Here is a 25,481-nt window from a genome sequence, read left to right on the forward strand (position 1 = left end):
CACTTATGGTGAAAAATTAACGATAAATCTCGGCACTGGCGCTGTAATTACTCGAGTCACCTGGGTTACTGATACCAATAACTCGATAATGGCTGGCACCATCTGCATCCGCTTTCGCATTCAGTGCCGACTCAACATCCATCGGTGAACCACTGACATTAGAAAGAGAAATAACCCCTATGCTTTGCAATTTAGTTGCTTGTTCTGAGCTGACTTCTTGCGCGGCCATAGTGGTAAATGAGGCGGTGGCAATAAGTGCAGCTGCGATGACAGGTAATAGTTTCATAATATGCTCCAACTGACGGGTTATATGTAATGTCCTTGTGAGGTTAATTATGAACGGACCAATGCAAGGGGGCGTAATGCTATGTAAAGAAGATCAATCATTGTGAGGAGAATATGGAGGAAATAAATAAATCTGTGTCGTGCGCGATAATGAATAAAAATAACAAAATGTGGACGTCGGCCTATTATACCGCCGCCCAACTTTGTCTCTATTTAACTACGTCTTGCAACAATCATCATAATATCACTGGTGAATGAACCATCAGCTTGAATCTCATAATGATTAATCACACTATCAGATGCCAATTTTTGTAGTTCGCGGATAGCCGTCGCGAAATGTGCCGGTGTACGCATTCTGGCAATCCAGCTACTGAACTCCAAATATAACCGGTCGGAGGTCACTTCATTAATGACTAATCCTGCTTCGGTGAACAACGCTAGCCATTCACCTGGAGAGTAATTACGTACATGCGAGGTATCACGTAACACCTCCACAGTTTGCAGATAAATATCCAGCACAGGATGTCCGGGGGAGACCACATCCATAAATATAACTTTACCGCCAGGGCGTAATACCCGCTTAACTTCGCGCAAAGCTTGGCCAACATCATGCCAGTGATGAGCTGAATATCGGCTGATAACAATATCAAAACTTTGGTCAGCAAAGGGTAATGATTCCGCTACGCCTTGTTTTACTTCAATATTAGCCAGGTTCTTATCTGCCGCCGCCTGATGGACAACGTCTAACATTTGGGCTGAAAGATCATAAGAAACCACTGATTTGACCGCTGCGGCGGCAGCAAAACTAGCATGCCCAGCACCACAGCCAAGATCAAGCAAACGGGCATTAGCATGGGGTTGCAGCAGTGTCGCCAGGCGCTGTAAATCTTTACCCTGAGCATGTACTGCACTGGTCAAATAGGCATTTGCTTGATCACCAAACTGCCTTTCAACTGCATCTTTATGGCTATTTTGTGTTGTCATTACATCCCCATTTATAATTTAACTATCTGATTTTATTTATATATATCATTATCCCAAAAGCTTTACTTTGCTTTTCCCAAATTAAATCTACTATATAGCCAAAGTTATGGGCAGTGTCTGTAAACTGAAATATCACAATAGCGCGTTCACATAGGAAAAACATCATGGTAGCACTCAGGGCAATGCGGACTGACGAACTTAATGACTATCGGAATTTATTTATTACCGAATATGCGCAAGATTTATCGTCTAATAGTGGCTATAGCATCGAACAGGCCGTAGCTCATGCCACATACCTCTTTGATAGCTATCTACCAGATGGGGTTAATAGTTCTGGCGATCATTTGTATTGTATCGAAAATACCGGCGATATCAGTCATGATGACCAAGTGGTGGGTTATTTATGGTATGGCTTAGGCGAAAGTGATAGCGCGGCCTTTATTAAAGATTTCTATGTTTTACCACAGTATCAGCGCAAAGGTTACGGCTCGGCCTGTTTACAGGCATTGGAAAATCTGTTGGTTGCTCAAGATATATTTGAGATAAAGCTACGCGTTGCGGCAGATAATCCACAAGCGAAAAGATTATATGAGCAAATGGCATTTGTCGTGACGGGATTTAATATGTCTAAATCGCTACAACCGACGGACAAATCATAATAGAGATAAAGGCAATATTACGGATGCGCTTGCAGGTCAGCAAACGAAAATAGATAAAAGCTTGAAAATCGGACGAACAGTTAATCAGGATTGTCACCTGCTGTTCCTCTGACAAATCAGCCTAATCGGTGTGTGGGCGCTAGATTAAATCATCTTGTCATTACCCATCTGTTGCAGTTGATCCTTGTAAGACTTCACTTTCTGGCGTTTTTTCATCCAGATCGAGAATGACACCACAAAAATCCCACCTGCCAAGGTTAATACGCCCAACTCATGTTGGTAAAACAACATAATAATGAAATAGATAGCAGAAATAATTGCTACCCATTTAGCCGAGTGACCAATAGAGCTTTTCTCATCAGTCAAACGGCGGATACTCTCTTCTTCGCTGATCCCCATACTTAATTCTCCTTATTTTTCAGCTTATAATATTGGGGCAGTTGCATGATAATTCAACATATTTTTCAGCTTTTATTTTGTTAAGTCGAGATAGCGCTGATTGACTCTTCCGATTGCATCAAAAATGCCTATCCCGACAGAGCAACCATCACTATAAAATGATAATCAGTTCATACTCACCCCCGTCCAGCGGCACTCGTAATCCATCGCAATGATGGGTGACAGATGAACCATTTAATGTCGCTGAACTTATCCCCTGACCGCGCTGCGCCGGGTTTTCAACTCGAATAGCATAGCAAGTATTCGCAAGGTTAATGGTTGCTTCAAACCCCTGCCAACCAACTGGAATACAAGGATTAATGACCAATTCTTCCCCCTCGCGCCGAATCCCTAAAATGCCTTCAATACCCGCGCGATGCATCCAACCTGCGGATCCGGTATACCATGTCCAGCCCCCCCGCCCAACATGCGGGGCGACGGAATAAACATCCGCAGCGACCACATAGGGTTCAACTTTATAACGCGCAATCCCCTGCGGGGTATTCCCATGATTTATCGGGTTGAGTAATGCAAACAAATTACGGGCTTTATCCCCCTCCCCTAACTCAGCAAAGGCAAAAATCACCCACATCGCGGCATGACTATATTGCCCGCCATTCTCACGCAATCCTGGTGGATAACCTTTAATATAGCCGGGGTCATCAGGTGTTTTGTCGAACGGTGGAGTAAACAATAACGCCATGCCATCATCCGGGCGAATAAGATGGTGCTCCAGTGAGGCCATGGCCTGTACGACTCGCTGGGGATCAGCCGCTCCAGATAACACCGCCCATGATTGGGCAATAGAATCTATGCGGCACTCGTCGCACTCTTTGGAGCCCAGCCAACTGCCATTATCAAAAGTGGCGCGCCGATACCAATCGCCGTCCCATGCTTCCCACTCCAATGCAGCAATTAAGTCTGTGAGGTGATGTTGCCACCGGCTGGCCCGCTGCGGATCACGTTCTTTCGCGATCGGAATAAACATTTTCAGTGTTGCCACCAGCAACCAACCTAGCCAGACACTTTCCCCTTTGCCCTCTTCACCGACCCGGTTCATCCCGTCATTCCAGTCACCGGTTCCCATCAACGGCAAGCCCAACTCGCCGGTCAGTTCAATACATTGATCTAATCCTTTGGCACAGTGCTCAAACAAAGAGGCCGTCTCTTGAGCCACCTGTGGTTGGAAGAAAGCATCATGTTCGCCCGGATGCAATATCGGCCCCTCGAGGAAAGGCACGATTTCATCTAATACCGCAGCGTCGCCGCTGACAAGAATATAAGTAGCTGTCGCATAAGAGAGCCAAACCCGGTCATCAGAGATTCGGGTGCGCACGCCCTGCCCTGAATGAGGTAACCACCAGTGCTGAACATCGCCTTCAATAAATTGTCGCCCAGCCGCACGCAGCAGGTGGTGGCGAGTCATCTCCGGCTGAGCAAAGGTCAATGCCATGCCATCTTGTAATTGATCACGGAAACCATAAGCCCCGCTGGCCTGATAAAACGCCGACCTTGCCCAAACCCGGCAGGCTAGCGTCTGATACAGCAGCCAACCATTGAGCATGATATCCATCTGCCTGTCTGGGGTTTTCACCTGAACCGCTTCCAGCACACTGCGCCACTCATTGATGACTTCAGTCAGCACTGTATCCAGATTGGCAGCACGGTAGCGCGCAATCAAAGCTTGCGCCTCACTCACCGAATGACATTGACCAATAAGCCAAACCACTTCAACCTGCTCACCGGCGGCCAGTTCAATGGTCTGCTGTAGTGCGCTACAGGGGTCAAACCCCGCACCGGTCGCGCCTGACAGCGGCGTATTTCCCAACAATGCAAAAGGTGTTGCGCTATTGCCATAATGGCCAAGGAATTCACTTCGGTTAGCTGTCCAGCGACTTTGCTGACCATTGAGGTCGGCAAAAGAAACCCGGCCGGGGAAAGCCGTGCTCCACGGATTACGCGCCAACATCGCACCGGTTAGCTCATCTATCTCAGTGATAATAAATGGCCCGGTTGCGCCGCGAGACGTCGCCAAAACCCACTCGGCATATGCCGTTACCGAGATACGTCGAGGTTTATCCGACATATTGTGCAACGTCAGGCGAGATATCTTGATAGGGTCGGCCAGTGGCACATATTGCAGTAATGCCATACCAATACCATTAGCCTGATGCTCAAATCGGCTATAACCATGACCATGGCGAGCAATATAGGTGCCAGCGTCGCGGATTGGCTGCGCGGTCGGGCTCCAAAGTTGGCCGGAATCTTCATCTCGCAAATACAAGCATTCACCAGATGAATCAATGACCGGATCATTCAGCCACGGCGTTATCTGATTTTCCCGGCTATTTTCAGCCCATGTATAGCTACTGCCCGTTGCGGAAACCTGGAACCCAAAGTCCTGATTAGAAATAACATTAATCCAAGGTGCTGGGGTATTCTCACCGTCATTTAAGCAGGTAACATATTCCCGGCCTTCTTGGCCAAAGCCACCCAGCCCATTAAAGAACTCCAGATTTTCGGGTTGTGGTAATAATGTTTTGGATAGCGGTAATTGAGTCGTCGTGGGTAAATTGGCCGATTTAACCAGGGAAAAGACTGTTTTTTTATCTTGCGCTATCAAGCGCTTGTCCGACATAAATAATTTTTTATCTGATGCGAACCGCTTTTTATCGGCTGGAACCCCTTTTTTGTCTAACGTGAACAAGAGGTGATTCAGTTGATGGCTCAATGTGCCATAACGGGCTGAGAGCACCACCCGTGCAACCGAGCGCAATAATGCGCGCGTTTCTGCGCTCATAAGATCAGCCCGCAAAGCATATGCTGACCCCTGACTAAGCTCATCACCAAAACGCGGGCGCGACTGACTGCTGCGCACCGCAGTTTCAATCGCGATTTGTAAATCCTGAACATAAGACGACGCCCGCTCATTGATAATAACCAAATCAACTGCCAGGCGTTTCATACGCCAGTATTCATGCGCGCGCAGTAATTGCCGCACCTGCTCAATATCTTCAATATCTTCAATGCGCAGCAAGACTATGGGTAAATCGCCGGAAATGGATTGCGACCATAGCATTGACTGTATCCCCGCCCCGCGCATGATAGTCGTGGACGGCGAGCGGAAGCGGGCATCGGCATACAGAATAGGCGCTGCCAATTGCTGAAAATCGGCCGCTTCTTCTGCTTTGATTTCCAAATGGCGCAATTGCACTTGAGCTTGAGTCCAGGCCAATGTTTTAGCGCGGTCATATGCGCTGCGGTCACGGTGTTTATCCACCATATCCAGCAGGTCTTCTTTTGACGAGGCAATCAATGTCCAGAAAGAAACAGTGATGGTTTTACCGGCCGGAACCAATAAACTTTTGCGCAGTGAGAATATCGGGTCCAGCACAGTTCCCACGGTGTTCGATAGCGACTCTCCCAGTTGCATCGCCGCTGAGGTGGCCACCCGATTACCACGGCCAATAAATTTGGCGCGATCTGATTCATATTGCAGCGCAGAGACTGGCAAGCCATCGGCTACCGCGAAATGCGCCGCCCAAACCTGAGGTTCTTGCGCCGTTCGCGGCCGCCGAGTCGCAATTAAGGCCCCCAACTCCGGCAAGAATTCGGTAACCACAAACATTTTGGCAAATGCGGGGTGGGCGTTGTCGGCTGAAGCCGCAGTGAGCACAACTTCAGCATAAGAAGTCAGTTCAATTTCCCGCGCACGGCGACCAGTATTGAGCAAGGAAATCCGCCGAACCTCACCATCATCTTCGCTGGAGATAAGCACATTCATGGTGCTGGTGAGCGTGCCGTCACGGCAAATGAACTCGGCATGATCCTCACCAAAAATCACTTCGCGATGAGCATTATCACTGGCGGCTAACTGTGCCCCAGCAGACCAACTGCGGCCACTGCGTAAATCGCGCAGGAAAATAAAGGAGCCATAATCATCACAAGTGGCATCTTCCCGCCAGCGAGTGACAGCAATATCCCGCCAGCGGCTGTAACCGGCCCCCGCAGTCGTCAACATGACGGCGTAGCGGCCATTGGATAACAGATGAGTGACCGGTGGCCCAAGCACTGGTGAAGACAAGCGGCGCACGGTGGGTAATGCACTGTCAGCCACCGCGGAAAGCAATACTTCCTCAGTTCGTGGATAGGCAATTGCCACATTGCGCGGCATACGCTCTTGTAGCAATAACTCACAAGCTTGGATCATCGGCTCGTGATGGAAGCGGTTGCGCATCCGCCCCTGCTGCACAGTATTGGCGATGGCCACAATGGTCATCCCCTGATGGTGCGCCATATAGTTACGGACAATCACCACCGGCTGATTTTCCGGTAATCGCGAACGCGTAAAGTCCAGCGCCTCATAAAAACCATAGCGCCCTAGCGCCCCCATATCGGCCAGCCGCTCATAATTTTGCAATGCGCCATGGGGATCAATCATCGTCGCCAGACCGGTTGCATAAGGGGCGATAACCGTGTTTTCTGATAAGCCGCGTTTTAACCCAAGCCCCGGCACACCAAAGTTTGAGTATTGATAGGTAAACTCGATATCACGCGCACTGTATGCCGACTCAGATATCCCCCACGGGATATTCAAACTGCGCCCATAAGACTGTTGCCGTTCAACCACCAATTGATTGGTCTGTTCTAATAAGCTCCCAGCCGGCGCTCGCATCACCAGTGACGGCATCAGATATTCGAACATCGAACCAGACCATGAAATCAGCGCCGCCCCTTTGCCGATAGGGGTTTCCGCTCGGCCCAAACGGAACCAATGCCGTGTCGGGACATCCCCTTTGGCGATAGCAAACAAGCTGGCAAGTCGCGCCTCGGAAGCCAACAAATCGTAGCAACTCGGATCAAGGTTGTTATCCACCAGCGAATAGCCGATGGACAGTAATTTGCGTTCAGGGTCGAGCAGGAATGCAAAGTCCATCTCCAGCGCCATATGGCGGGCTTGAGTTGCCAATTTGAGCAAACGGTCATTGACCTGATCCTGCATCTCTTGAGTCAATTTCTGGTCATATTCGTGCTCAGCGGCGGCCAAAATCAACGCCTCAATCCAATAACTCAAATCAATGAATGCGTGATCATCGATTGGGCGAGCAACACCATGCACCATCGCAGAGGCTTTCGCCAACAACGGCTTTAAGGCCAGCGGTAACATTTCTGCTTCACCGACACTTTTTAAATCCATACGGATTTGTTCCAAAACCGCCCAAAGTTTTCGTTTAAAATCAGCATCTCCCGGCGGTAACTGCTTCAGCGACACCTCGGCCAACAGCAGATTATCCATCAACCCCTTGGCACCGTTGGCCGCTAATGGCTCTGCCGCCCACTCTTCACAGGTATTGGCCAACACAATCAAATGCCCGGCCAGATTCCCACTATCAACGGAGGAAACATAAGCAGGTTCCAGAGCGCGCAGATCCTGCGTGCCATACCAGTTAAAGAAATGCCCGCGAAAACGAGCCAGCTTATGAAACGTCTCAAAAGTCGTTTCCAGCCGAATTAAAGTACGATAAGTTCCTGCCCAGCCAAAATCACGCGCAACAACAGTCGAGAGTAAATACAGCCCCATATTGGTCGGTGATGTTCGGTGCGCCACGACCGGTTTTGGGTCTTCCTGAAAGTTATCAGGCGGCAGCATATTTTCATCTGGCGTGACAAATGTTTCGAAGAAACGCCAAGTACGGCGGGCAGTCAGGCGCAACTCTACAATATCGTCTGCCGTCATCGGTTTATGTGGTGTCTCCTGATGAGGCCGACTGGCCCACAGTGCAATCGCAGGGGCAAAAAACCACAGCACAGCAAAAGGCAAAATCAGCGGCCAGGCTGCGGGGGAGACAATCAGTGCAATGGCAGCCATCAGCAAACCGAATAATGTGCCCCCTGCCATATGGTAATAAAAACCCGATAAACCGGGGCGCGGCTTCCCGGCCGATTGAGCTGCCGTCGTCCATTCCAATAAATTTCGATGCGTTATAAACAAGCGAATCAGTGTACGGCCGATGGCATCCGCCATTTGCCAGGCATGATCTGCTAAAAAAACCAATGACAGCAACGTCTGGCTACCGGCGCGTTTGGTATCATCCAATAGGGAGCGTAAATGGTTGCTCAGCCGAGTATTTTGGGCTGGCCATAATGAAAACAAAATCGGCAGGAAAAAGGGCAAGGCAATCAATAACATCACAAGCAGTACGCCAACCGACGCGGCGGGCATCGGCAACATCCAACTGCTCCCCAGCAACAGCAGCATAAAAGGGGCGACAAGAGAGCGCCGCAAGTTATCAACCATCTTCCAGCGGCCCAACAATGGGATACTTTTACTGTCTTTGTTATGTCTCACAATCCAAGGCAATAGCTGCCAATCACCACGCGTCCAGCGGTGCTGGCGTTTAGTGACCACGTCATAGCGCGCCGGTGACTCTTCAACCACTTCAATATCTGAGGCTAAGCCAGCACGGACAAAAACCCCCTCAAACAGGTCATGGCTGAGTAAAGTATTGTCCGGTACCCTACCCGCTAATGCAGCTTCAAACGTATCAACATCATAAATACCCTTGCCGGTATAAGAACCTTCACCAAACATATCCTGATAAACGTCTGAAACTGCCGCGGCGTAAGGGTCTATTCCACCGGGGCCGGAAAAGGCCCATTGATACAATGAGCCGCCTTTGCCCATTGGCAAGGCCAATGTCACTCGGGGCTGAAGAATGCCATAGCCGTCAATAACCCGTTGTTTATCAACACTAAATCTCGGTCGATTAAGCGGATGCGCCATTTTGCCAATCAAACGCAAGGCGGCATCGCGAGGAAGGCGGGTATCGGCATCGAGTGTAATCACATAACGCACATCCGCGGGCACCTGTGGCTCACCGGCAGCAGTGGCGATAAAGGAGGTATCTGTCGCCCCTCGCAACAGGCGGTTAAGCTCATGCAACTTACCCCGCTTGCGCTCCCAACCCATCCACCGATTTTCGCTTTCATTAAATATCCGCTGGCGGTAGAGCAATAAGAAGCGCGGGCCTGCTGGGCCGGGGCCATATTGTTGATTAAGTCGTGCAATGGCCTCATCGGCCAAGGCCAGTAGCGGGCCATCACTTGCGACCACTTGGGAATCGGCATCAACCCCATCCAGCAACAAGGCAAAAGTCAGAGAGCCGGTAGCGCCCGACAAATGATGAACTTCCAACTGCTCAATTTGTTCCAGTAAATCTGCTTTACTGGTCAGTAATGTAGGCACCGCCACCAGAGTGCGCAGCTCATCGGGAACGCCGTTGGGCAACTCCAGCCCCGGCAAAATCGTAGCGCCAAAGCTCCAGGTAATGACCCGATTGACCAGCGCAGTCGCCACTTCAGTGGCCGGAATAAACCCGATTAAGGCAAATAACACCAGCCATCCGCTCGCCAAACCAGGGAAAGAAAGCGCCCACAGCGCCAATGCCAATAACCCCGCAGTGAGCAATACAATTGCCCCTATATAGCCGCCAACCCCTAGGCTGATGCTCAACCGACTAAACCACAATCGCATTGATGGGCTAAATCTTATCTGATTCTCTAATTCACGACGCCCCGCACCAATCAAGTGATAACCGGGGTCTCGGCAGCGGTCAATATCTTCTGGTTCAGCCGTAGCTGCCGCATTCTGCGCTGCTTGCAGAGCAAGGCCCGCAATCTCCAGCTCGGTAAAAGTCGAACCGCGACATAATTGTTCAATCGCACTGCGATACAGATTGCGGGTTTGAAAATCCATGCTAGCAAAAGCACTCCCTTGCCGTAAGCATTCGTCCACCAAGCTGACACTCTCAAAAAAATCAGCCCAATCAATATCAGAAATCAGCCGCATACTGGTAATCACATTTCGGACTGAAACGTTGGAAGCCCCCTGCCGCAATTGGGTATGTTGAACCACTTCACTGACTGAAACTCCTTGTAATTTCAGGCGTTCTTCCAGCCAGCCCAGCGCAGGAGTGGTACGCGGGTCTTGGTCTCGTAACCTTTTCGCCAACTGAGATGCAAACTGCTCCGATAGAGGCTCGGTGGAGCGCATCGCAATATCAGACTCCAGCGCTAACCGGCTGTCCCCGGCTTCCAATAGCCGATTGGCCAACGCCTCGGCATCTGCACGCGCTTTACGCCCTTGTGTTATCTGATCGGCAAGGCGACGTAAGTTCTCTATCAACACAATACGCAGTGTGATTGCCACCGCCCATAGCTCGCCGATGGTCAGCGGCTGAACCCGTTGATATGCCATGATAAAACGGCACAAAACGTCGGGATCTAAATGGCTGTCAGTGTGCGCGACAAATGCCCAGGTAATGCCGAAAACGCGCGGATAACCGGCAAATGGCCCATCCGCCAGTTTGGGCAATTGGCGGTAATAACCCGGCGGTAAATCATCGCGAATTTCGCGGATCTGCTCTTCAACCAGATGATAATTATCCAGCAACCACTCTGCCGCTGGCACCACTGCGCGGCCCTTTTCCAACTCTACGGCACTGGCCCGATATGCCGCCAGTAATGTATTGGCATTATCATCGAGGCGGGCATGCAAAGTGGACACCCGTGGTGGGTGGGTAGTTATCGACTGAGCTTTAGCAAGGCTTTCAGCGTGTTGCTCCAACCGCTCCACGCTGAATAACTCTTCCCTTACCGGGGCAAAATCATGCCACGGTGTGACTGTAGTTCGTGATCCCCAAATGGGCCGTTGTCCAAGAATAGTCTTTAGAAATAATTTCATAGGTACCTTTCTGGTCGGGTGCTCATACAGTCTTAAGGCAATCTGCATAACAAAAAATCGGGGATAGCCAGAGAAGAGCGTATCCAAACGAATTGCTCAGGTGAGCTTCCTGAGCTGTGCGAGCCGCGTGATTTTGAGCAGGAAACACCCTTACAGGACGAATGCTGTCAAAAGTGCTGAGTGAAGGTGGAAAGCAAAAGGCTGATACGCAAAACGTTCAGTCAAAAAAGAGGCGAGTAAAGGCTGACGATATGCATAAACATACAGCAGCAACAAAGCTGAATAGTATTAACTATAGTCCAAAGAAAAAAATACGGATCCGGGTATAAAATGAGAGAGAAGAAACAAACGGTTATAAAGATCATCAGAAAGGAAATTGAAACACCTGCTGCCTACGTACTGTTGCATAGACTGCAGGTAATCACCCGGTAGTTTCAGAAACTAAATACCATCCTGAAATTTTCGAGCCTTGGCAGTTTGCTGTTTTTCCAGTTCAAAAATAGCCCGCTGTAATCCTTTTTCTTGGATTGGGCTTAAGCGAGGGAATTTAAAGCTCAGGCGCTGCATAGTGAGAGTTTCACCTTTGTTATTCACAACTTGTTTATCGATAGCTCGGATAAATTGCAAATCCAGTTTAAAAATACCAAAGCCACATAAATCAACTGAAACATCACGCAGAATGCTACACCCCTGGAGCGGGAACTCACTGCCTTTCACGGCATACAATCCCATCCCCCCCAAAGAAACATCGGCTAATGTGTAAGAGAACTTACTGCCATCGGCGAATTTCCCTGCGCAATAATAAGCCGGCCACTGAGGAATATTGACCCGAAAATATTCCCGGCGCTGAATAAAATAGAGGCTGTCAGGAATAGAGGTGCTGAAAGCGGGTAAAGATAAATATTTTATTTCTTTCAGGGGACTACAGGTAAATTCAATTTTTGCGCCGGTAGGTTCTGCAATGATTGTCAGTTGGTTGGCGGCAAGTGCTGCAATATTCTCATGAGCCACGCTGCCAAAATCAAAGATAAACTGATTCGTCTCAGGGACGACATCCAGAATACGACTAATAAATTGCCCACGAGCATGCATAACCATCACAGCGGTGTCGTTCTTCTTTAAATCACGAAGAATTGCACAGATGGCTAATTTGTTGGTTTTTACAAAATTCTCTTTAGACGCTTCGCTCACCTGCCATTCCCCATCATTAATTTATTGCTCTGGCTATCCAGATTATTATTAATAAGCATATAAATATCAGACATGAATATCGGCAAGTTTTAGTAAAACTTTAATCATTATTTTTAAAATAAAATGCGAATCCTATCAACCCCACCCAGATTGGGCTCACCGTTACAGCCCAAATCAGCTATAACGGTGTTTTGCCAAAGCTAGCTCAGGGTCCAGTAGTCTTTATTCGCTTCAATTAAATCATCTAAAATCAGTTTCGCGACTTTTGCACTTGGGATAGTTTTAGATAATGTCAGCGCTTGCCACAGTTTTTGGTAGGACTTTTCAATCCAGGCGTCGACCACCAATTTTTCTACCGCATGCTGCTGATACAACAAACCGCGCTGGAAAGTAGGAATATCGCCAATAGCCAGTGGCTCAACACCCTCAGCTCCCACCAAGCAAGGTACTTCAACCATCGCATCATTATCAAAATTACTAATGGCACCTTTATTAGGTACAATCAATAACATACGGCGCTTGGTGTTAAATGCAATAGCCTGTGCTAAATCAACAATATAAGATGCATGCTCATCAATTTTAAGTTGAGTATTGGCTGCACTGCCTTCAGCAATAATCTTACGGCACTCATCAAATACAAATTTTTCCCGACCTTCCATCACTTCATTTGCTCGGGAATGATCTGGTGAGGTATGCGCCACCATATCGTCGCCGTACAGATAATATTGCAAATAGGTATTTGGGAAGCTGCTAGGATCTAATGCAAAACTATCACGAGCTTTAGCAAAAGTTTCATTCCAGCTTATTTCTTCTTTCCCCTCACCTTGCTCATCTGCATAACCATATTGCCTCACGTGCTCGGCCAATTTTGGCATTAAATCTTCACCAGTGGCTTTATCACGTACAGAACTCCACCAACCAAAATGATTAAGTCCGTAATAACGGGTTTCCAAATCTGCTGCCGAAGGATAGTGCAGTATTTTTGCCATTGCCTCTTCAATACTGATAGGCATATCGCAAATATGATAAATACGGGCTGTTGGTCGTAAACGGCGTGTCGCTTCAGCCACAATAGCTGCCGGATTAGAGTAATTTAGCATCCAGGCATTCGGTGAATATTCCGTCATATAATCAAGAATTTCCAGTACACCACTGATCGAACGCATCCCATAAGCAATTCCGCCCGCACCACAAGTCTCTTGCCCAACACACCCATATTTCATTGGGATTTTTTCGTCTTTTTCGCGCATCGGAAGTTTGCCTTGCCGAATATGCGCCATCACGAAATCAACCCCGCTAAAAGCGGTTTGAGGATCAGTAGTGTAGGAGAATTTTATTCCGCTGGATTGCTCACGTAGAATAATTTCACAGGCTTTGGCCACAATTTCTTGGCGCGGGCCATCATTGTCATACAATTTTATTTCCGCAATAGGGAAACGATGTAAATTATCCAACAGCATAAGAATAATGCCATGGGTATAAGTTGAACCACCACCAGCAATCAAAATGGATGATTTTTTCATCTAAAAAACTCCTTAATTCATTAATTCTGCAAATTGTTCATAAATATGCGTCACATTGTTGCCAACAATCACCTGCACATCATTGCCATTTTTATAAACCTCAATCGCGGAATAGGCTTTGAATGCTGTGCTGGGTTGAACTCGACTAATATCCTTTACGACTAATCTCAAACGAGTAAAGCAGTGGGTATAACTCGCAATATTGTCTTTCCCACCTGCGGCCTCTAAATAAGCACTGGCACGCTGTTGAAACTCATTCTCCTGACTCTCGCCTTTTTGTTTGTAATCTTGTTTTGTATAAAGCTTGAGATCACTGTCTTCACGACCTAATGTCTTGAAATTAAATCTGAGTATCAAAACTCGGAATATTAGGAAATAAATACCACTAAAAATAAGTCCAACAATAATCTGTGTAATCATGACATTAACGTGGTTACTGAACATCGGTATCCAGTTTTGTGTCGCCCATTCAAGTATCCCAGAACCAAAATTCCCGACCACACCCAAGCTATACATCACGACAGTCATAGTGGCGGAAAGCATGGCATGCACCACAAATAACGCCGGAGCAATAAACAGGAAGGTAAAGTCCAGTGGTTCAGTAATACCAATAAACATGCTGGTAATTGTTGCCGGGATCAGTAACCCCGCAACCTTGGCTTTATTTTCCGGTTTTGCCGTACTGTATATTGCCAACGCCATTCCCAAACCACCAAATACCGCGCCATTGCCCTGCATGGCGAAACCGCCTGCCGGGAAAAGTTGTTTCAAAGGTTCAGTCGATTGACTAAATTCTTGCAAATGGGTTAGCCAATACAATGTGGTACCACCAGGCACCGCGACATCAGTATATTGGAAAGGGCTATAAACAAAGTGATGCAGGCCAGTAGGCAATAAGATCTTTTCCAAGAAGATATAACACCAGATACCAAAATTACCGGCATGCAAAATGAAACCTTGCAATGAAATCATGCCTAACTGCACTTTTGGCCATAGCATTAATGTGATAAAGGCCAGCGGTAACATAACAATAAAACCAAGAATATTAACGAAAGCAGCGCCCTGGAAAATACTGATGTAGTCAGGTAATTTGGTAGAGTAATAGCGGTTATGTATCCAGGTCACTAAACTGCCACACAGAATTGCACCAATCACACTGGTATCCAGTGTTTTAATACCACCAATCGTCGCCAGGCCACTGGTGCCGCCGGTTTCTTGTGCGAAATTAACCCCCCAATGTGCGCCCCAGACTTCACACATAGCCCCGAGAAAAGCATTAAAGGTCAGATAAGTAATTAAAGAAACCAAACAGGCAGATGCTGGTGCTTTATTTGCTAATTTGATAGGTAAGCCGACGGCGAATAACAGCCCCATATTATTAAATACAGTCCAACCACCGGATTCAATAATTTTTAATAATTGAAAAAATATACCATCAGGGCTGGCAAAGGTTGGATTTTGCAGTACCAGAGATAGGCCAACTATCATCCCAGCAAAAGGAAAGAGTAGCACCGCACCAAGCATTGCCCCGCCAAACCGATTAAACGAACTTAACATGATCGCTTTCCTCTTGAGTGTAAACAGTCATCACTCTATGGAATTGGCGGGTTATGATTCGGCGATTGATAAAAATATGTGATCACGATTGCATTAAATCACCTATCACACTTGTATATTATTTCATTAAAAGTTAGACATTTAAGCTATTTTTTATACCGACTGAATTTTATTAATTGTTTATCAGTGGTTTGAAAAAATATTCGTGATGGATATCGCCAATCAAATAGGTATAAAAATGGTATACAAAAATCTAGTTACTAATATCCGAAAGTTAATAAATCACCAAGATATTTCTGTCGGCGATTGCTTACCATCTGAAATTCAACTTGCCGAACGTTTTGGCGCATCACGAATGACGGTAAGAAAAGCATTGGATGTTTTAATTCAGGATGGTTTATTAGAACGTCAGCAAGGTCGGGGCACTTTTATTATTGGAAAAGATCTTAAACACGATAATAATCATCTGAACAGTTTTACTGAACACATGAAAATGCTTGGTAAAACACCGCATACAGAGGTATCTGAGTTCAAAATTATCCGAGCCCCACAAGCTATCGCCAGCCAGCTAAACATCCAACCGGATGATAAAACTTATTATATCAAAAGATTGCGCTATGCCGACAAACAGATTATCCAGATAGAAGAGAGTTATCTGCCAGTCTCTCTGATGCCGGATTTAACCTACCATCATCTTGAATCATCAAAATATGATTTTATCGAAAAACACGCTAATTATCAGATTGAGGGATGTCGGCAAACATTTTTGCCTATTATTGCCAGTCAGGAATTCGCCCTACAGCTCCATTGCGATCCGCGTACGCTATTATTACAATTATTGGCCGTTTCTAATACTACTGATGGCGTCATTGTGGATTTTTCGGTGATTACTTTTAATCCTGTTGATTATAAAATCAGTTACTATCTTAAGCGCCACCCACTCGATTAAATGCCAAATAAGTGCACTAATCTCTTATTAGTAGATTAATGCACTACGGGTTATTTCAGCCTATTGTGCGAATCACCCTACCCCGGTAATAAGCTCCCCAGTCCAATAAACAAACCGGCAATAGTGGCACTCATCAAGTTAGATAATGTCGCCGCTAATAATGCACGGAATCCTAGACGGGCAATTTCAGAGGCTCTTTCAGGTGCTACAGCACTAAAAGCCCCAACCACCACCGCAATCGAACCGAAGTTAGCAAAACCACACAGTGCAAAGGAAATAACAGCGATAGTTTTTACATCTAATGTTCCTATGGTTTCCTTCAGATAAGGGGAGAAACTCAAATAGGCGACAAATTCATTAATTGCTAATTTTTGGCCAATAAAACCGCCGGCTAATGAAGCATGTTCCCACGATACCCCCATAATATAAGCTAAAGGCGAGAACACATAGCCAAGGATACTTTCCAAACTCAGATGCTCAAATCCAAACAGCCCGCCGACACCACCAATAATGCCGTTAATTAATGCTATCAAAGCCACAAATGCCATCACCACAGTGGCAACCCCGACGGCAATTTTCAGCCCCAGCATTGCACCATTAGCAGCGGCTTCGATAATACTGGCTGGGCGTTTATCACTGAAGGTCATTTCATTAAATTCTACTTTAGACTCTTCAGTCGCGGGGCTGATAATCCGGGCAAATAATATCCCTCCAGGGATAGCCATCAACGAAGCAGCCAATAAATACTCAATAGGAACGCCGAGGCCAGCATATCCCACCAACATAGAACCCGCGATGGATGCCATACCGCTACAAATTACAGTAAATAACTCATTACTGTTCATCTTATTGATAAAGGGCTTTACCACTGCGGGGATTTCATTCTGCCCTAGAAAAATGGTAGTCACCGCAGCAAATGACTCAACTTTACTGATACCCAGTAACTTTTGAAATATAGAACCGAGAATATTGATCAGCCAACCCATGATCCCCAAGTAATAAAGGATGGAAATTAGTGAAGTGATGAAAATAATCGCTGGTAACACATGGAATGCGAAAATAAACCCTGCGCCATCAAACAACTCATTCATTTTTGGGCCAACTAAACCACCGAAAATAAATGCGCTGCCTGCATCGCTATAAGAAATAACTCTATTAACCGTATTAGCAATAGAAGATATAAACCACTTCCCGGCGGGGACATAGAGCATCACCGCGCCTAACGTTATTTGCAGTAATAATGCTGCCCCTACCGTCCTTAATCTTATTTTTCTTTTGTTTACCGAGAAGATATAGGCGATAAACAATAAGATGCACATCCCTGCCAAACTACGCAATAAATCCATAAATCCCCCGAAGTACCTATATAGATAGGCCCATGCTCGAAAAGGTGCCCCTCGGACAACAAATGTGTCAGGGCACCTCGAAGAAATGAGCTATTATTTAGCAACTGTAATAAGGACACTATTTAAGGCGCATTACCGTTCTACATGTCAAATAATTCTCTGGTATGAACAAGCTATTTTGGCGGCCAACTGTGCATTATTAAACACCAGTTGAATGTTGGCATGTAAGCTGTCACCTCCAGTTAATTCAGCAACTCTGGCTAATAGGAATGGCGTACTTTCTTTGCCGATAACACCCTGTTCTTCTGACTCTTTTACTGCCTGCTCAATAGCGGCATTAATCATATTTTCTGGTAGCGCATATTGTTCGGGAATTGGATTAGCAACAACCATTCCCCCCCGTAACCCCATTCCCCACTTAGCATTCATTGCCGCAGCAATTTGTTCAGCGCTGTCTAAAGTGATACTGACATCAAACGGACTGGTGCGGCAAAAAAAGGCCGGGAGTGAACGAGTTTGATAACCAATAACCGGAACACCGTTGGTTTCCAGGTATTCGGTGGTTAAGCCCAAGTCCAAAATAGATTTAGCACCTGCACACACCACAGTTACATTTGTTTTCGCCAGTTCTTGTAAATCCGCAGAAATATCAAATGTGGTTGCTGCTCCGCGGTGTACACCACCAATGCCGCCCGTCGCAAAGACTTTAATATTCGCCATTTCTGCAATAATCATGGTGGAGGCAACTGTTGTTGCGCCATGCTGTCCATTAGCCACCACAAAAGGTAAGTCGCGGCGGCTGACTTTCATAATGCTATGGCCTTCTTTCCCCAATAATTCTATTTCATCTCGTGATAAGCCCGCTTTCATTCGGCCATTTATTACTGCAATAGTGGCTGGAATAGCACCATTTTCACGAATTTTTTGCTCGACAAGTAGAGCTGTTTCAACATTTTGTGGATAGGGCATCCCATGAGAAATAATGGTGGATTCCAATGCCACGACGGCTTTATTTTGCGCCAAGGCCTGCGCAACTTCCGGTGAGATATCTAAATAAGATTGTGCCATTGCGTTATTTGTCATGGTTGTAATTCCAATAGTTTTTTGACACTGCCATTCGACAGATTGGGGTTATTGGTCAGTTCCGAAGAAAGCGTTAATGCTGAACACCCTTGAGCAAAACGAATACTCTCAGCAAACTCCATATCATCGAGCCAGCAACTTGCTAACCCTGACATCATGGCGTCTCCGGCACCGGTCACATTCACAATGTTGATATTCAGTGGCAGTGACCAGCCGGTCTGCCCATTAATTTCACTGAAATAAACGCCATCCTTACCCATACTGAGTGCCAGGCGCTGGACACCTTGCTGATGGAACCAATTCGCCACGTCCGGAATATCATCGCGGCTGTTAATCTTCATGCCACTCAATATTTCCGCTTCAAGGCGATTAGGTTTCAATGTATGAATATGGGATAGCCAATTCTTAATTCTAGGGGCTTTGAACGCCGAAACTGTATCAACGAATACCGGTACATTACCGGCGTTGGTAAATATCCATGAGAGAGATTCTTCTGTTAAATTACAATCAACCACTAGAATCCCTGCGTGCTGAATTAATTCTTTCGTAGTTGCCAATAATGATGGCGTTAATTTTTCTAAAATACGCATATCATTAATTGCCACTAGCATTTCGCCACTGTTATCAAGTAACGAAACATAAGTTGAGGTATTCTCTCCATGAAGACTGTGGCAATTACTGACATTAACACCAGCCCGTTTGGCCTCATCAATCAATGTCGCACCATAAAAATCATCCCCCACTACAGAGATCAAATGGCACTCTTTGCCTAATAAAGCGATATTCTCAGCAATATTTCGCCCAACCCCACCAGGGGTACATTTTATTTTTCCTGGATTGGAATCTTCATAAACAAGTTTACTGGCAGCATAGCCACAAACATCCATATTGACAGAGCCGACCACCACCACATAACTGTGCTCTGACAATATATATCCTTTCCCTTTGATATAACCTTTTTGCATCAGATTCATAATGTGGCCGGCAACACCCGAGCGACTAATGCCTAGAATATCGGCAATTTCTTGCTGGGGGATCAATGGATCTCGTCTCAGAAGCTGCAATATTTGTTTTTCTCGGCTGGTCATAATGGACACTTGTTTGTTTTTAAACATGTGTCTGTTTTATTATTTTGATTAAATAGAGTAAAGCGTATTTTATTAATCTATTTCAAAGTTGGGATAATGATCGTAAGCGTGTTTTCAATCAGTTACAGCGTGTTTTTTGTGAAGTAACTCAAGTTATTTCCGTTATCCAAATAAATTTAAACAACAGTATTCGTATAAGAGAGATATTCCTCTAAAAATAAAGATAGAGAATCAAGGAGATAAGCATCCCGCCCAAATAACCAAACAAGTGTTTGGTTGTCTATTTTTCAGTACGTCTATTTATAAATAACAAGAAAGCTGTTTCATCGAATAATGATCTATTTCACAATTAAAGGGGTCTATAACGGTAGGATTTTAACTGGAGAAAGTGAGCAAAAAAAATAAAGCGACATCAGCGGATGCTTAATGTCGCTTTACGGTTCATCTTTTTATAGCCAATAAATTTGGAAATACGATGAAGTCACAAGCAATAAACTGGTTGTGGCAAGGCCCAATACGGGGCCATGTCATGCCGCAGTTATCACACCTGGAACTTGCAAGGGGCAGATAAATTAGCTGCGAACTAAATCATCACCATAACCAATCCACTTATAGGTCGTTAATGCATCTAACCCCATTGGGCCGCGAGCATGAAGTTTTTGCGTACTCACTGCGACTTCTGCGCCCAAACCAAACTGGCCGCCATCAGTGAAACGAGTACTGGCATTGACATAAACTGCTGATGAATCGACTGCGCGAACAAAGTGTTCGGCGCTGCTCAGTGAGCGCGTCAAAATAGCATCAGAATGGCTGGTGCCATGTTCGCGAATATGATCAATGGCAGCATCGATATCAGCCACAATGTCTACATTCAAATCCAGAGATAACCATTCATCATCATAATCGGCGGCATCTACTGCCACGACTCTGGCTTGACCTTCTACTAGATAAGGCATTGCCTGTGGGCTGGCATGCAGTGTCACACCAAAGGTGTGCATTCTGGCACTGAGCGCTGGCAGAAAACGCTCAGCGATTGCCTGATGAACGAGTAAGGTTTCCAGCGAGTTACACGCACTCGGCCGCTGAATTTTAGCATTTTCGATAACCAACAGCGCTTTCTCAAAATCAGCGCTTTCATCGACAAAGGTATGGCAAACACCAATACCCCCGGTGATAACGGGAATAGTCGATTGCTCACGGCACAATTTATGTAAACCGGCTCCACCGCGCGGAATCAACATATCAATGTATTTATCCATGCGCAGTAATTGTGTGACCAACTCGCGGTCTGGGCTTTCAATCGCCTGCACAGCCGCTGGCGGTAAGCCGCATTGCTGCAGCGCTTGTTGGATAACATTCACTGTTGCCTGATTGGTGTGATGCGTCTCTTTACCACCACGCAGAATCACCGCGTTGCCAGTCTTCAAACATAAGCTCGCCACATCAATCGTCACATTAGGGCGAGCTTCATAAATGACGCCAATCACGCCTAGAGGTACACGGCGGCGCTCCAGTTTTAAACCACTGTCGAGCAGGCTACCGTCAATAACCCGGCCTACCGGGTCATTCAGGCGGCACACCTGGCGCACATCATTGGCAATGGCCGCTAAACGCGCGGGAGTCAGCAACAACCTATCCAGCAGCGCCTCGCTCATTCCACTGTCACGCGCAGCAGCCATGTCTTGCTCGTTAGCTTGTAAAATGGCCTGACTTTCAGACTCCAGCAAATTAGCTATCACGGCCAAAGCCTGATTTTTCTTTGCCGTACTCAGCATCGCCAATTGCCAGGAAGCCTGTTTAGCGGCTTTCCCCATCTGTTCCAGCATGCTCATGCTTGCTCCTTAGCTGACAATCATATCGTCACGATGAACAGCCACTGGGCCGTATTCATACCCGAGGATTTCACTGATTTGTTGCGAATGGTGCCCCGCCAACATGCGCAAAGCATCACTGTTGTAGCGCGACACACCGTGAGCCAAATCGCGCCCACTGAGATTGCGAATACGGATCACTTCGCCGCGAGAAAAATTCCCCACGACACTGCGAATACCTTTTGGCAACAGTGAACTACCCCGCTCCATAATAGCGGTAACCGCACCGTCATCGACAGTGATTTCACCGGCTGGCGGTGCGCCAAAAATCCAGCGTTTACGGTTTTCAAGGGGGGTTTCCAATGCGTGGAATCGGGTGCCAACCGGCTTTCCTTCAATCACATCAGCAATGACACTCACCTGGCTGCCCGCAGCAATCACGACATCAATACCGGCACGACAGGCGACATCTGCCGCCTGCAATTTTGTCGCCATGCCGCCGGTTCCAAGGCCGGAGACACTATCACCGGCAATCCCGCGCAAAGCATCATCGATGCCATGCACTTCGCGGATTAATTCAGCTTCTGGATTATTGCGTGGGTCGGCGGTATATAACCCAGCCTGGTCAGTCAATAATAGTAGCTTATCGGCACCGGCCAAAATCGCTGCCAGTGCGGAGAGATTATCGTTATCGCCCACTTTGATTTCAGCGGTAGCCACGGCATCATTTTCATTGATTACCGGCACGATACGGTTATCCAGCAAGGCATTCATGGTGTCGCGCGCATTTAAGAAACGCTCACGATCTTCTAAATCAGCCCGGGTCAGCAACATCTGGCCCACATGAATACCATAGATTGAGAACAACTGTTCCCAGAGCTGAATAAGCCGACTTTGCCCGACTGCGGCTAACAATTGCTTCGAAGCAATTGTGGCGGGTAATTCTGGATAACCCAAGTGTTCACGCCCGGCGGCAATGGCTCCGGAGGTGACAATAACAATACGATGACCTTTTGCGTGTTGCTGAGCGCATTGACGCACCAGTTCAACAATATGGGCACGGTTAAGACGACGAGAACCGCCAGTCAGAACACTCGTTCCCAATTTCACAACCAATGTCTGGCCGCCACTCATAATTTTTCTGCCGTTGGGATAAAGAATAAAAGAAATAATATACACCCAAAGTCATTGGAGTTGCAGCCAAGCAGCAAGCGCACGACAAATCAGCTGGGAACCCATTTGAACAGCATTAATGCTAGCTCGCAGGCTAAGCATCAAAGATAAAGTTTATTCATCCCAATAAGCTTACAGCAGTAAGTGATTTAGACGAGTAAACGTAGCTAACAACCTTGCAGCTTCAAGTACGAAAGGGATAGGTCTTTGTAGCAGGCGCGGGGCATTATGCCAACAGACATAATAAGAAATTCCCCTTTTTATTGCGCTAAAAAGGGGAATGCTGTTTTATTCGAAGATTAGTGAGTCAATTTTACGCAGACAGCTTAATGGGTTCATCACTAAAATCTCGTGCTGGCTCTAACCGCATTTCAATAGAAGTCAGCATCTCGGCAAGGCGTTTATGGAAACCACGTAGCGTAGTCTCCAGTTTCTCTTGTACTTCAGGATCTTTAATCTTTTCCACTTTCCAGTTGCCGTCTTTATTGAACAGGCCAAACTGGTAAACATAAGTGAAATGATCAGCTGCCGGTTCCAGCTCAATCCACCATCCCCAGAACTCACGCTTCTCTGGAGCAAGTTTCACATTGACGCACACTGCCAAACAATCAAAGAAAAATCGGTCGCTCTGGCACTGCCCTTCACGCAGGTATGGCCCTAAAGCTGCAAAACGTTTCATAAGCTTGCTTTTAGGATGAGCACTGGTTGAGGTCATTCTTAAATCTCCTTATGTAGACTCACCTTTTTAGCAAACTGTTAAAAATTAGCAACTCATTAACGCATTTTATCTTCTAACCACTGGCTAGTTTGCAATAATGCGCGATGGAAATTGTCATACAGCGGTGTTGATGGTATGGGCAGCAATTTGCCGTCAGCAGAAGAGGAACAAATCAGTTTAGCCTCCTCTTTTGGGCTGAAAGGATCATTTTCCCAAAAACCTGCCAACATTGGCGTCTGGCAGCGACGCCCCAATAATCCTTGCGTTTTCAATGAATAGCGGTTCATTTCAGCTCTGAGTGTTTCATCTGCTGCATCAGCCATCCCCAGGCGGCTGGCCATCACATCCATATACATGTCTGGCATTTTGCGCTGACTATCGGCATTGCACAGAAGATGATGAACAATCGGCCCGAGGCATGCCACTGCGCGCACACGTTGAGGTTCGAGATAGCCCAATCGCACCGCCACATTAGCGCCAAAACGGAAACCAAAAACACTGACTCGTTGATGATCAACCCACGGAATATTTGGCAATGCTTGCAATACTTGTTGATGCAAGAAGCTAGTGTCCTGAGTCAGTTTCCACCGTGATGATGCGCCAACCGAAGGCATGTCTATGGTCAGCATTGCTATCCCTTTCGGTGCCAGATAGTCACGGAACAGGCGATGATAATCACTTTGCAATGTATCCAACCCGCCGCACATCAGCACTGTCGGGAAGGGGGCGCAGCCAATGGTCGGCATATGCAGGAAACCGGTAAGCGTGCCACCATCTGAAATATCAAAACTGAGTTCTTTCAACGTGTAAGGTAGATGTCTGGCCGCTTCTTCATAAGCACGGTTAGACAGCACCTCGATTTGCTCAGCCAGCTCATCGCCTTTCAGATGCGGATAACCTGCAATACTGTACAAATTTGCCGCATTCAGCCAGTACTGGCCGGCGTTCATCGGATCAGCTTCTTCCATGGCTTTTTGCTGCCATTGCATCCCCTGATGGGCCCATTCATAAATCCAGTTACCATTACGATAGCCCACCACAGTATCGAGCAGTTCGTTATCGCTGTGTTCCGCTTTAGAGCAGGCAATTCGTGATAATACTTCTTCAATTTCAAGCGGATCAACACCTCGCCATGTCCATATCAAGCGGTTGATCATCCGGTACCAATGCTGAGTTGTATCCCCATCCAGTGCCGAATGAACACTCATCGCATGGTTGCAATGGGCATGCCGCACTAAAGTTGAGGTTTCAGGATGCTTGAACTTCGGTTTGAACAGAATTTCAGAAAGGTTGGCTTGTGCCATGGTAACAATAGCCTCCATAAGCCGTGATTCAGGCCCGTTAAGGGCTGGTCAGATGGAGTCAAGTGTACTCATACTGCGAGGAAAATGAAACGCCCGGTAGACACCGGGCATATATAGCGGGCTAAATTACTTGCCGCTCAGTGGGGCAACGAAGGTTACCGCCATATCCCATGGTTGTTCAATCCAGGTACCCTGTGGAATATCAACCACATAGTCATCAACTAATGGTCGGCCTGCCGGTTTAGCAAAGACAGTAACAAAATGTGCCTTTGGATACATTTCGCGAATAGCTTTCGCCGTACCGCCAGTATCAACCAAATCATCAATCACGATAAAGCCTTCACCATCACCTTCAGCACGTTTCAGGACTTTGAGCTCACCTTGGTTATCATGGTTATAGCTGGCGATGCAAACGGTGTCGACATAACGAATACCCAGCTCACGCGCCAGAATACCAGCCGGTACTAACCCACCGCGGCTAACCGCAATGATGCCTTTCCATTGGTCGGCAGGCAGTAAACGCTGTGCCAATTTACGGACGTGAATTTGCAACATATCCCAAGTAACGACGTATTTTTCGCTCATAAAGTGTAATCCCAGCCAGTATAGAAGTGGCTTGCCATGGTTCA

Annotated in this window: 17 protein-coding genes; 2 read left to right on the plus strand and 15 right to left on the minus strand. The window is 46.8% G+C overall.

Going from position 1 to position 25,481, the window contains the following annotated elements:
- Positions 1-16: 16 nt before the first annotated feature.
- Both F0T03_RS16265 and F0T03_RS16270 read right to left on the minus strand, forming a co-directional pair.
- Positions 17-286 carry a YdgH/BhsA/McbA-like domain containing protein gene (locus F0T03_RS16265; RefSeq protein WP_145557343.1) on the minus strand — a complete coding sequence of 90 codons (270 nt, stop codon included), beginning with the start codon at positions 284-286 and terminating at the stop codon, positions 17-19.
- Between the two features lie 212 nt (positions 287-498).
- Positions 499-1,269, minus strand: coding sequence for a class I SAM-dependent methyltransferase (locus tag F0T03_RS16270; protein WP_159679481.1), 771 nt, complete (start codon positions 1,267-1,269; stop codon positions 499-501).
- A 164-nt stretch (positions 1,270-1,433) separates the two neighbouring features.
- Between F0T03_RS16270 and F0T03_RS16275 the strand changes: the two genes are divergently transcribed.
- Positions 1,434-1,928, plus strand: a complete 495-nt coding sequence (locus F0T03_RS16275) for a GNAT family N-acetyltransferase (RefSeq protein ID WP_145557338.1) — start codon at positions 1,434-1,436, stop codon at positions 1,926-1,928.
- A gap of 144 nt (positions 1,929-2,072) precedes the next feature.
- Here the strand turns inward: F0T03_RS16275 and F0T03_RS16280 are convergent, their stop codons facing one another.
- From F0T03_RS16280 to F0T03_RS16300, 5 genes are all read right to left on the minus strand, one after another.
- Positions 2,073-2,327, minus strand: coding sequence for an ABC transporter ATP-binding protein (locus F0T03_RS16280; protein WP_145557336.1), 255 nt, complete (start codon positions 2,325-2,327; stop codon positions 2,073-2,075).
- A gap of 151 nt (positions 2,328-2,478) precedes the next feature.
- Positions 2,479-11,109 carry a glycoside hydrolase family 94 protein gene (locus F0T03_RS16285; RefSeq protein WP_159679483.1) on the minus strand — a complete coding sequence of 2,877 codons (8,631 nt, stop codon included), beginning with the start codon at positions 11,107-11,109 and terminating at the stop codon, positions 2,479-2,481.
- A 441-nt stretch (positions 11,110-11,550) separates the two neighbouring features.
- The gene (locus F0T03_RS16290; protein WP_145557333.1) at positions 11,551-12,300 is read right to left on the minus strand and encodes a flagellar brake protein; all 750 of its coding nucleotides are present in this window, start codon (positions 12,298-12,300) and stop codon (positions 11,551-11,553) included.
- Positions 12,301-12,500: 200 nt separating this feature from the next.
- Entirely contained in the window at positions 12,501-13,823 is a 1,323-nt protein-coding gene (locus F0T03_RS16295; RefSeq protein ID WP_145557330.1) for a 6-phospho-alpha-glucosidase, read from the minus strand.
- Positions 13,824-13,835: 12 nt separating this feature from the next.
- Positions 13,836-15,380: an alpha-glucoside-specific PTS transporter subunit IIBC gene (locus F0T03_RS16300; protein ID WP_159679486.1), complete on the minus strand. Its 1,545-nt coding sequence runs from the start codon at positions 15,378-15,380 to the stop codon at positions 13,836-13,838.
- A gap of 238 nt (positions 15,381-15,618) precedes the next feature.
- On the opposite strand from F0T03_RS16300, the gene F0T03_RS16305 reads away from it, so the two are divergent.
- Complete coding sequence (locus F0T03_RS16305) at positions 15,619-16,329, plus strand: GntR family transcriptional regulator (RefSeq protein WP_159680946.1); 711 nt, start codon at positions 15,619-15,621, stop codon at positions 16,327-16,329.
- Between the two features lie 77 nt (positions 16,330-16,406).
- Here the strand turns inward: F0T03_RS16305 and F0T03_RS16310 are convergent, their stop codons facing one another.
- The 8 genes from F0T03_RS16310 to gpt all read right to left on the minus strand — a co-directional run bounded on the left by F0T03_RS16310 (position 16,407) and on the right by gpt (position 25,437).
- Positions 16,407-17,675 carry a NupC/NupG family nucleoside CNT transporter gene (locus F0T03_RS16310; RefSeq protein WP_159679488.1) on the minus strand — a complete coding sequence of 423 codons (1,269 nt, stop codon included), beginning with the start codon at positions 17,673-17,675 and terminating at the stop codon, positions 16,407-16,409.
- Positions 17,676-17,822: 147 nt separating this feature from the next.
- Positions 17,823-18,758, minus strand: coding sequence for a pseudouridine-5'-phosphate glycosidase (locus F0T03_RS16315; RefSeq protein WP_145557323.1), 936 nt, complete (start codon positions 18,756-18,758; stop codon positions 17,823-17,825).
- Complete coding sequence (locus F0T03_RS16320) at positions 18,755-19,873, minus strand: PfkB family carbohydrate kinase (RefSeq protein ID WP_159679490.1); 1,119 nt, start codon at positions 19,871-19,873, stop codon at positions 18,755-18,757. The genes F0T03_RS16315 and F0T03_RS16320 overlap by 4 nt, the downstream gene beginning before the upstream one ends.
- A 545-nt stretch (positions 19,874-20,418) precedes the next feature.
- The gene (proA, locus tag F0T03_RS16325; protein WP_162527048.1) at positions 20,419-21,672 is read right to left on the minus strand and encodes a glutamate-5-semialdehyde dehydrogenase; all 1,254 of its coding nucleotides are present in this window, start codon (positions 21,670-21,672) and stop codon (positions 20,419-20,421) included.
- 15 nt (positions 21,673-21,687) lie between these two features.
- The gene (gene proB / locus F0T03_RS16330; RefSeq protein WP_145557315.1) at positions 21,688-22,791 is read right to left on the minus strand and encodes a glutamate 5-kinase; all 1,104 of its coding nucleotides are present in this window, start codon (positions 22,789-22,791) and stop codon (positions 21,688-21,690) included.
- A gap of 352 nt (positions 22,792-23,143) precedes the next feature.
- Positions 23,144-23,545 (minus strand): sigma factor-binding protein Crl, encoded by a 402-nt coding sequence (crl, locus tag F0T03_RS16335; protein ID WP_145557312.1) that lies wholly within the window; start codon positions 23,543-23,545, stop codon positions 23,144-23,146.
- 59 nt (positions 23,546-23,604) lie between these two features.
- Positions 23,605-24,852, minus strand: coding sequence for an esterase FrsA (gene frsA / locus F0T03_RS16340; protein WP_159679495.1), 1,248 nt, complete (start codon positions 24,850-24,852; stop codon positions 23,605-23,607).
- Positions 24,853-24,978: 126 nt separating this feature from the next.
- On the minus strand, positions 24,979-25,437 hold the full coding sequence (gpt, locus tag F0T03_RS16345) for a xanthine phosphoribosyltransferase (RefSeq protein WP_145557308.1): 459 nt from the start codon (positions 25,435-25,437) through the stop codon (positions 24,979-24,981).
- Positions 25,438-25,481: the final 44 nt, after the last annotated feature.

Origin of the sequence: Yersinia canariae (assembly GCF_009831415.1) — a bacterium.
Classification (GTDB): Bacteria; Pseudomonadota; Gammaproteobacteria; order Enterobacterales; family Enterobacteriaceae; genus Yersinia; species Yersinia canariae.

Coding starts and splice junctions, on each gene's coding strand:
- F0T03_RS16300 (WP_159679486.1), bottom strand. CDS start 15,380: ATGTTAAGTTCGTTTAATCGGTTTGGCGGGGCAATGCTTGGTGCGGTG.
- F0T03_RS16310 (WP_159679488.1), bottom strand. CDS start 17,675: ATGGATTTATTGCGTAGTTTGGCAGGGATGTGCATCTTATTGTTTATC.
- proA (WP_162527048.1), bottom strand. CDS start 21,672: ATGCTGGAACAGATGGGGAAAGCCGCTAAACAGGCTTCCTGGCAATTG.
- F0T03_RS16320 (WP_159679490.1), bottom strand. CDS start 19,873: ATGTTTAAAAACAAACAAGTGTCCATTATGACCAGCCGAGAAAAACAA.
- gpt (WP_145557308.1), bottom strand. CDS start 25,437: ATGAGCGAAAAATACGTCGTTACTTGGGATATGTTGCAAATTCACGTC.
- proB (WP_145557315.1), bottom strand. CDS start 22,791: ATGAGTGGCGGCCAGACATTGGTTGTGAAATTGGGAACGAGTGTTCTG.
- F0T03_RS16315 (WP_145557323.1), bottom strand. CDS start 18,758: ATGACAAATAACGCAATGGCACAATCTTATTTAGATATCTCACCGGAA.
- F0T03_RS16280 (WP_145557336.1), bottom strand. CDS start 2,327: ATGGGGATCAGCGAAGAAGAGAGTATCCGCCGTTTGACTGATGAGAAA.
- F0T03_RS16265 (WP_145557343.1), bottom strand. CDS start 286: ATGAAACTATTACCTGTCATCGCAGCTGCACTTATTGCCACCGCCTCA.
- frsA (WP_159679495.1), bottom strand. CDS start 24,852: ATGGCACAAGCCAACCTTTCTGAAATTCTGTTCAAACCGAAGTTCAAG.
- crl (WP_145557312.1), bottom strand. CDS start 23,545: ATGACCTCAACCAGTGCTCATCCTAAAAGCAAGCTTATGAAACGTTTT.
- F0T03_RS16285 (WP_159679483.1), bottom strand. CDS start 11,109: ATGAAATTATTTCTAAAGACTATTCTTGGACAACGGCCCATTTGGGGA.
- F0T03_RS16270 (WP_159679481.1), bottom strand. CDS start 1,269: ATGACAACACAAAATAGCCATAAAGATGCAGTTGAAAGGCAGTTTGGT.
- F0T03_RS16275 (WP_145557338.1), top strand. CDS start 1,434: ATGGTAGCACTCAGGGCAATGCGGACTGACGAACTTAATGACTATCGG.
- F0T03_RS16305 (WP_159680946.1), top strand. CDS start 15,619: ATGGTATACAAAAATCTAGTTACTAATATCCGAAAGTTAATAAATCAC.
- F0T03_RS16295 (WP_145557330.1), bottom strand. CDS start 13,823: ATGAAAAAATCATCCATTTTGATTGCTGGTGGTGGTTCAACTTATACC.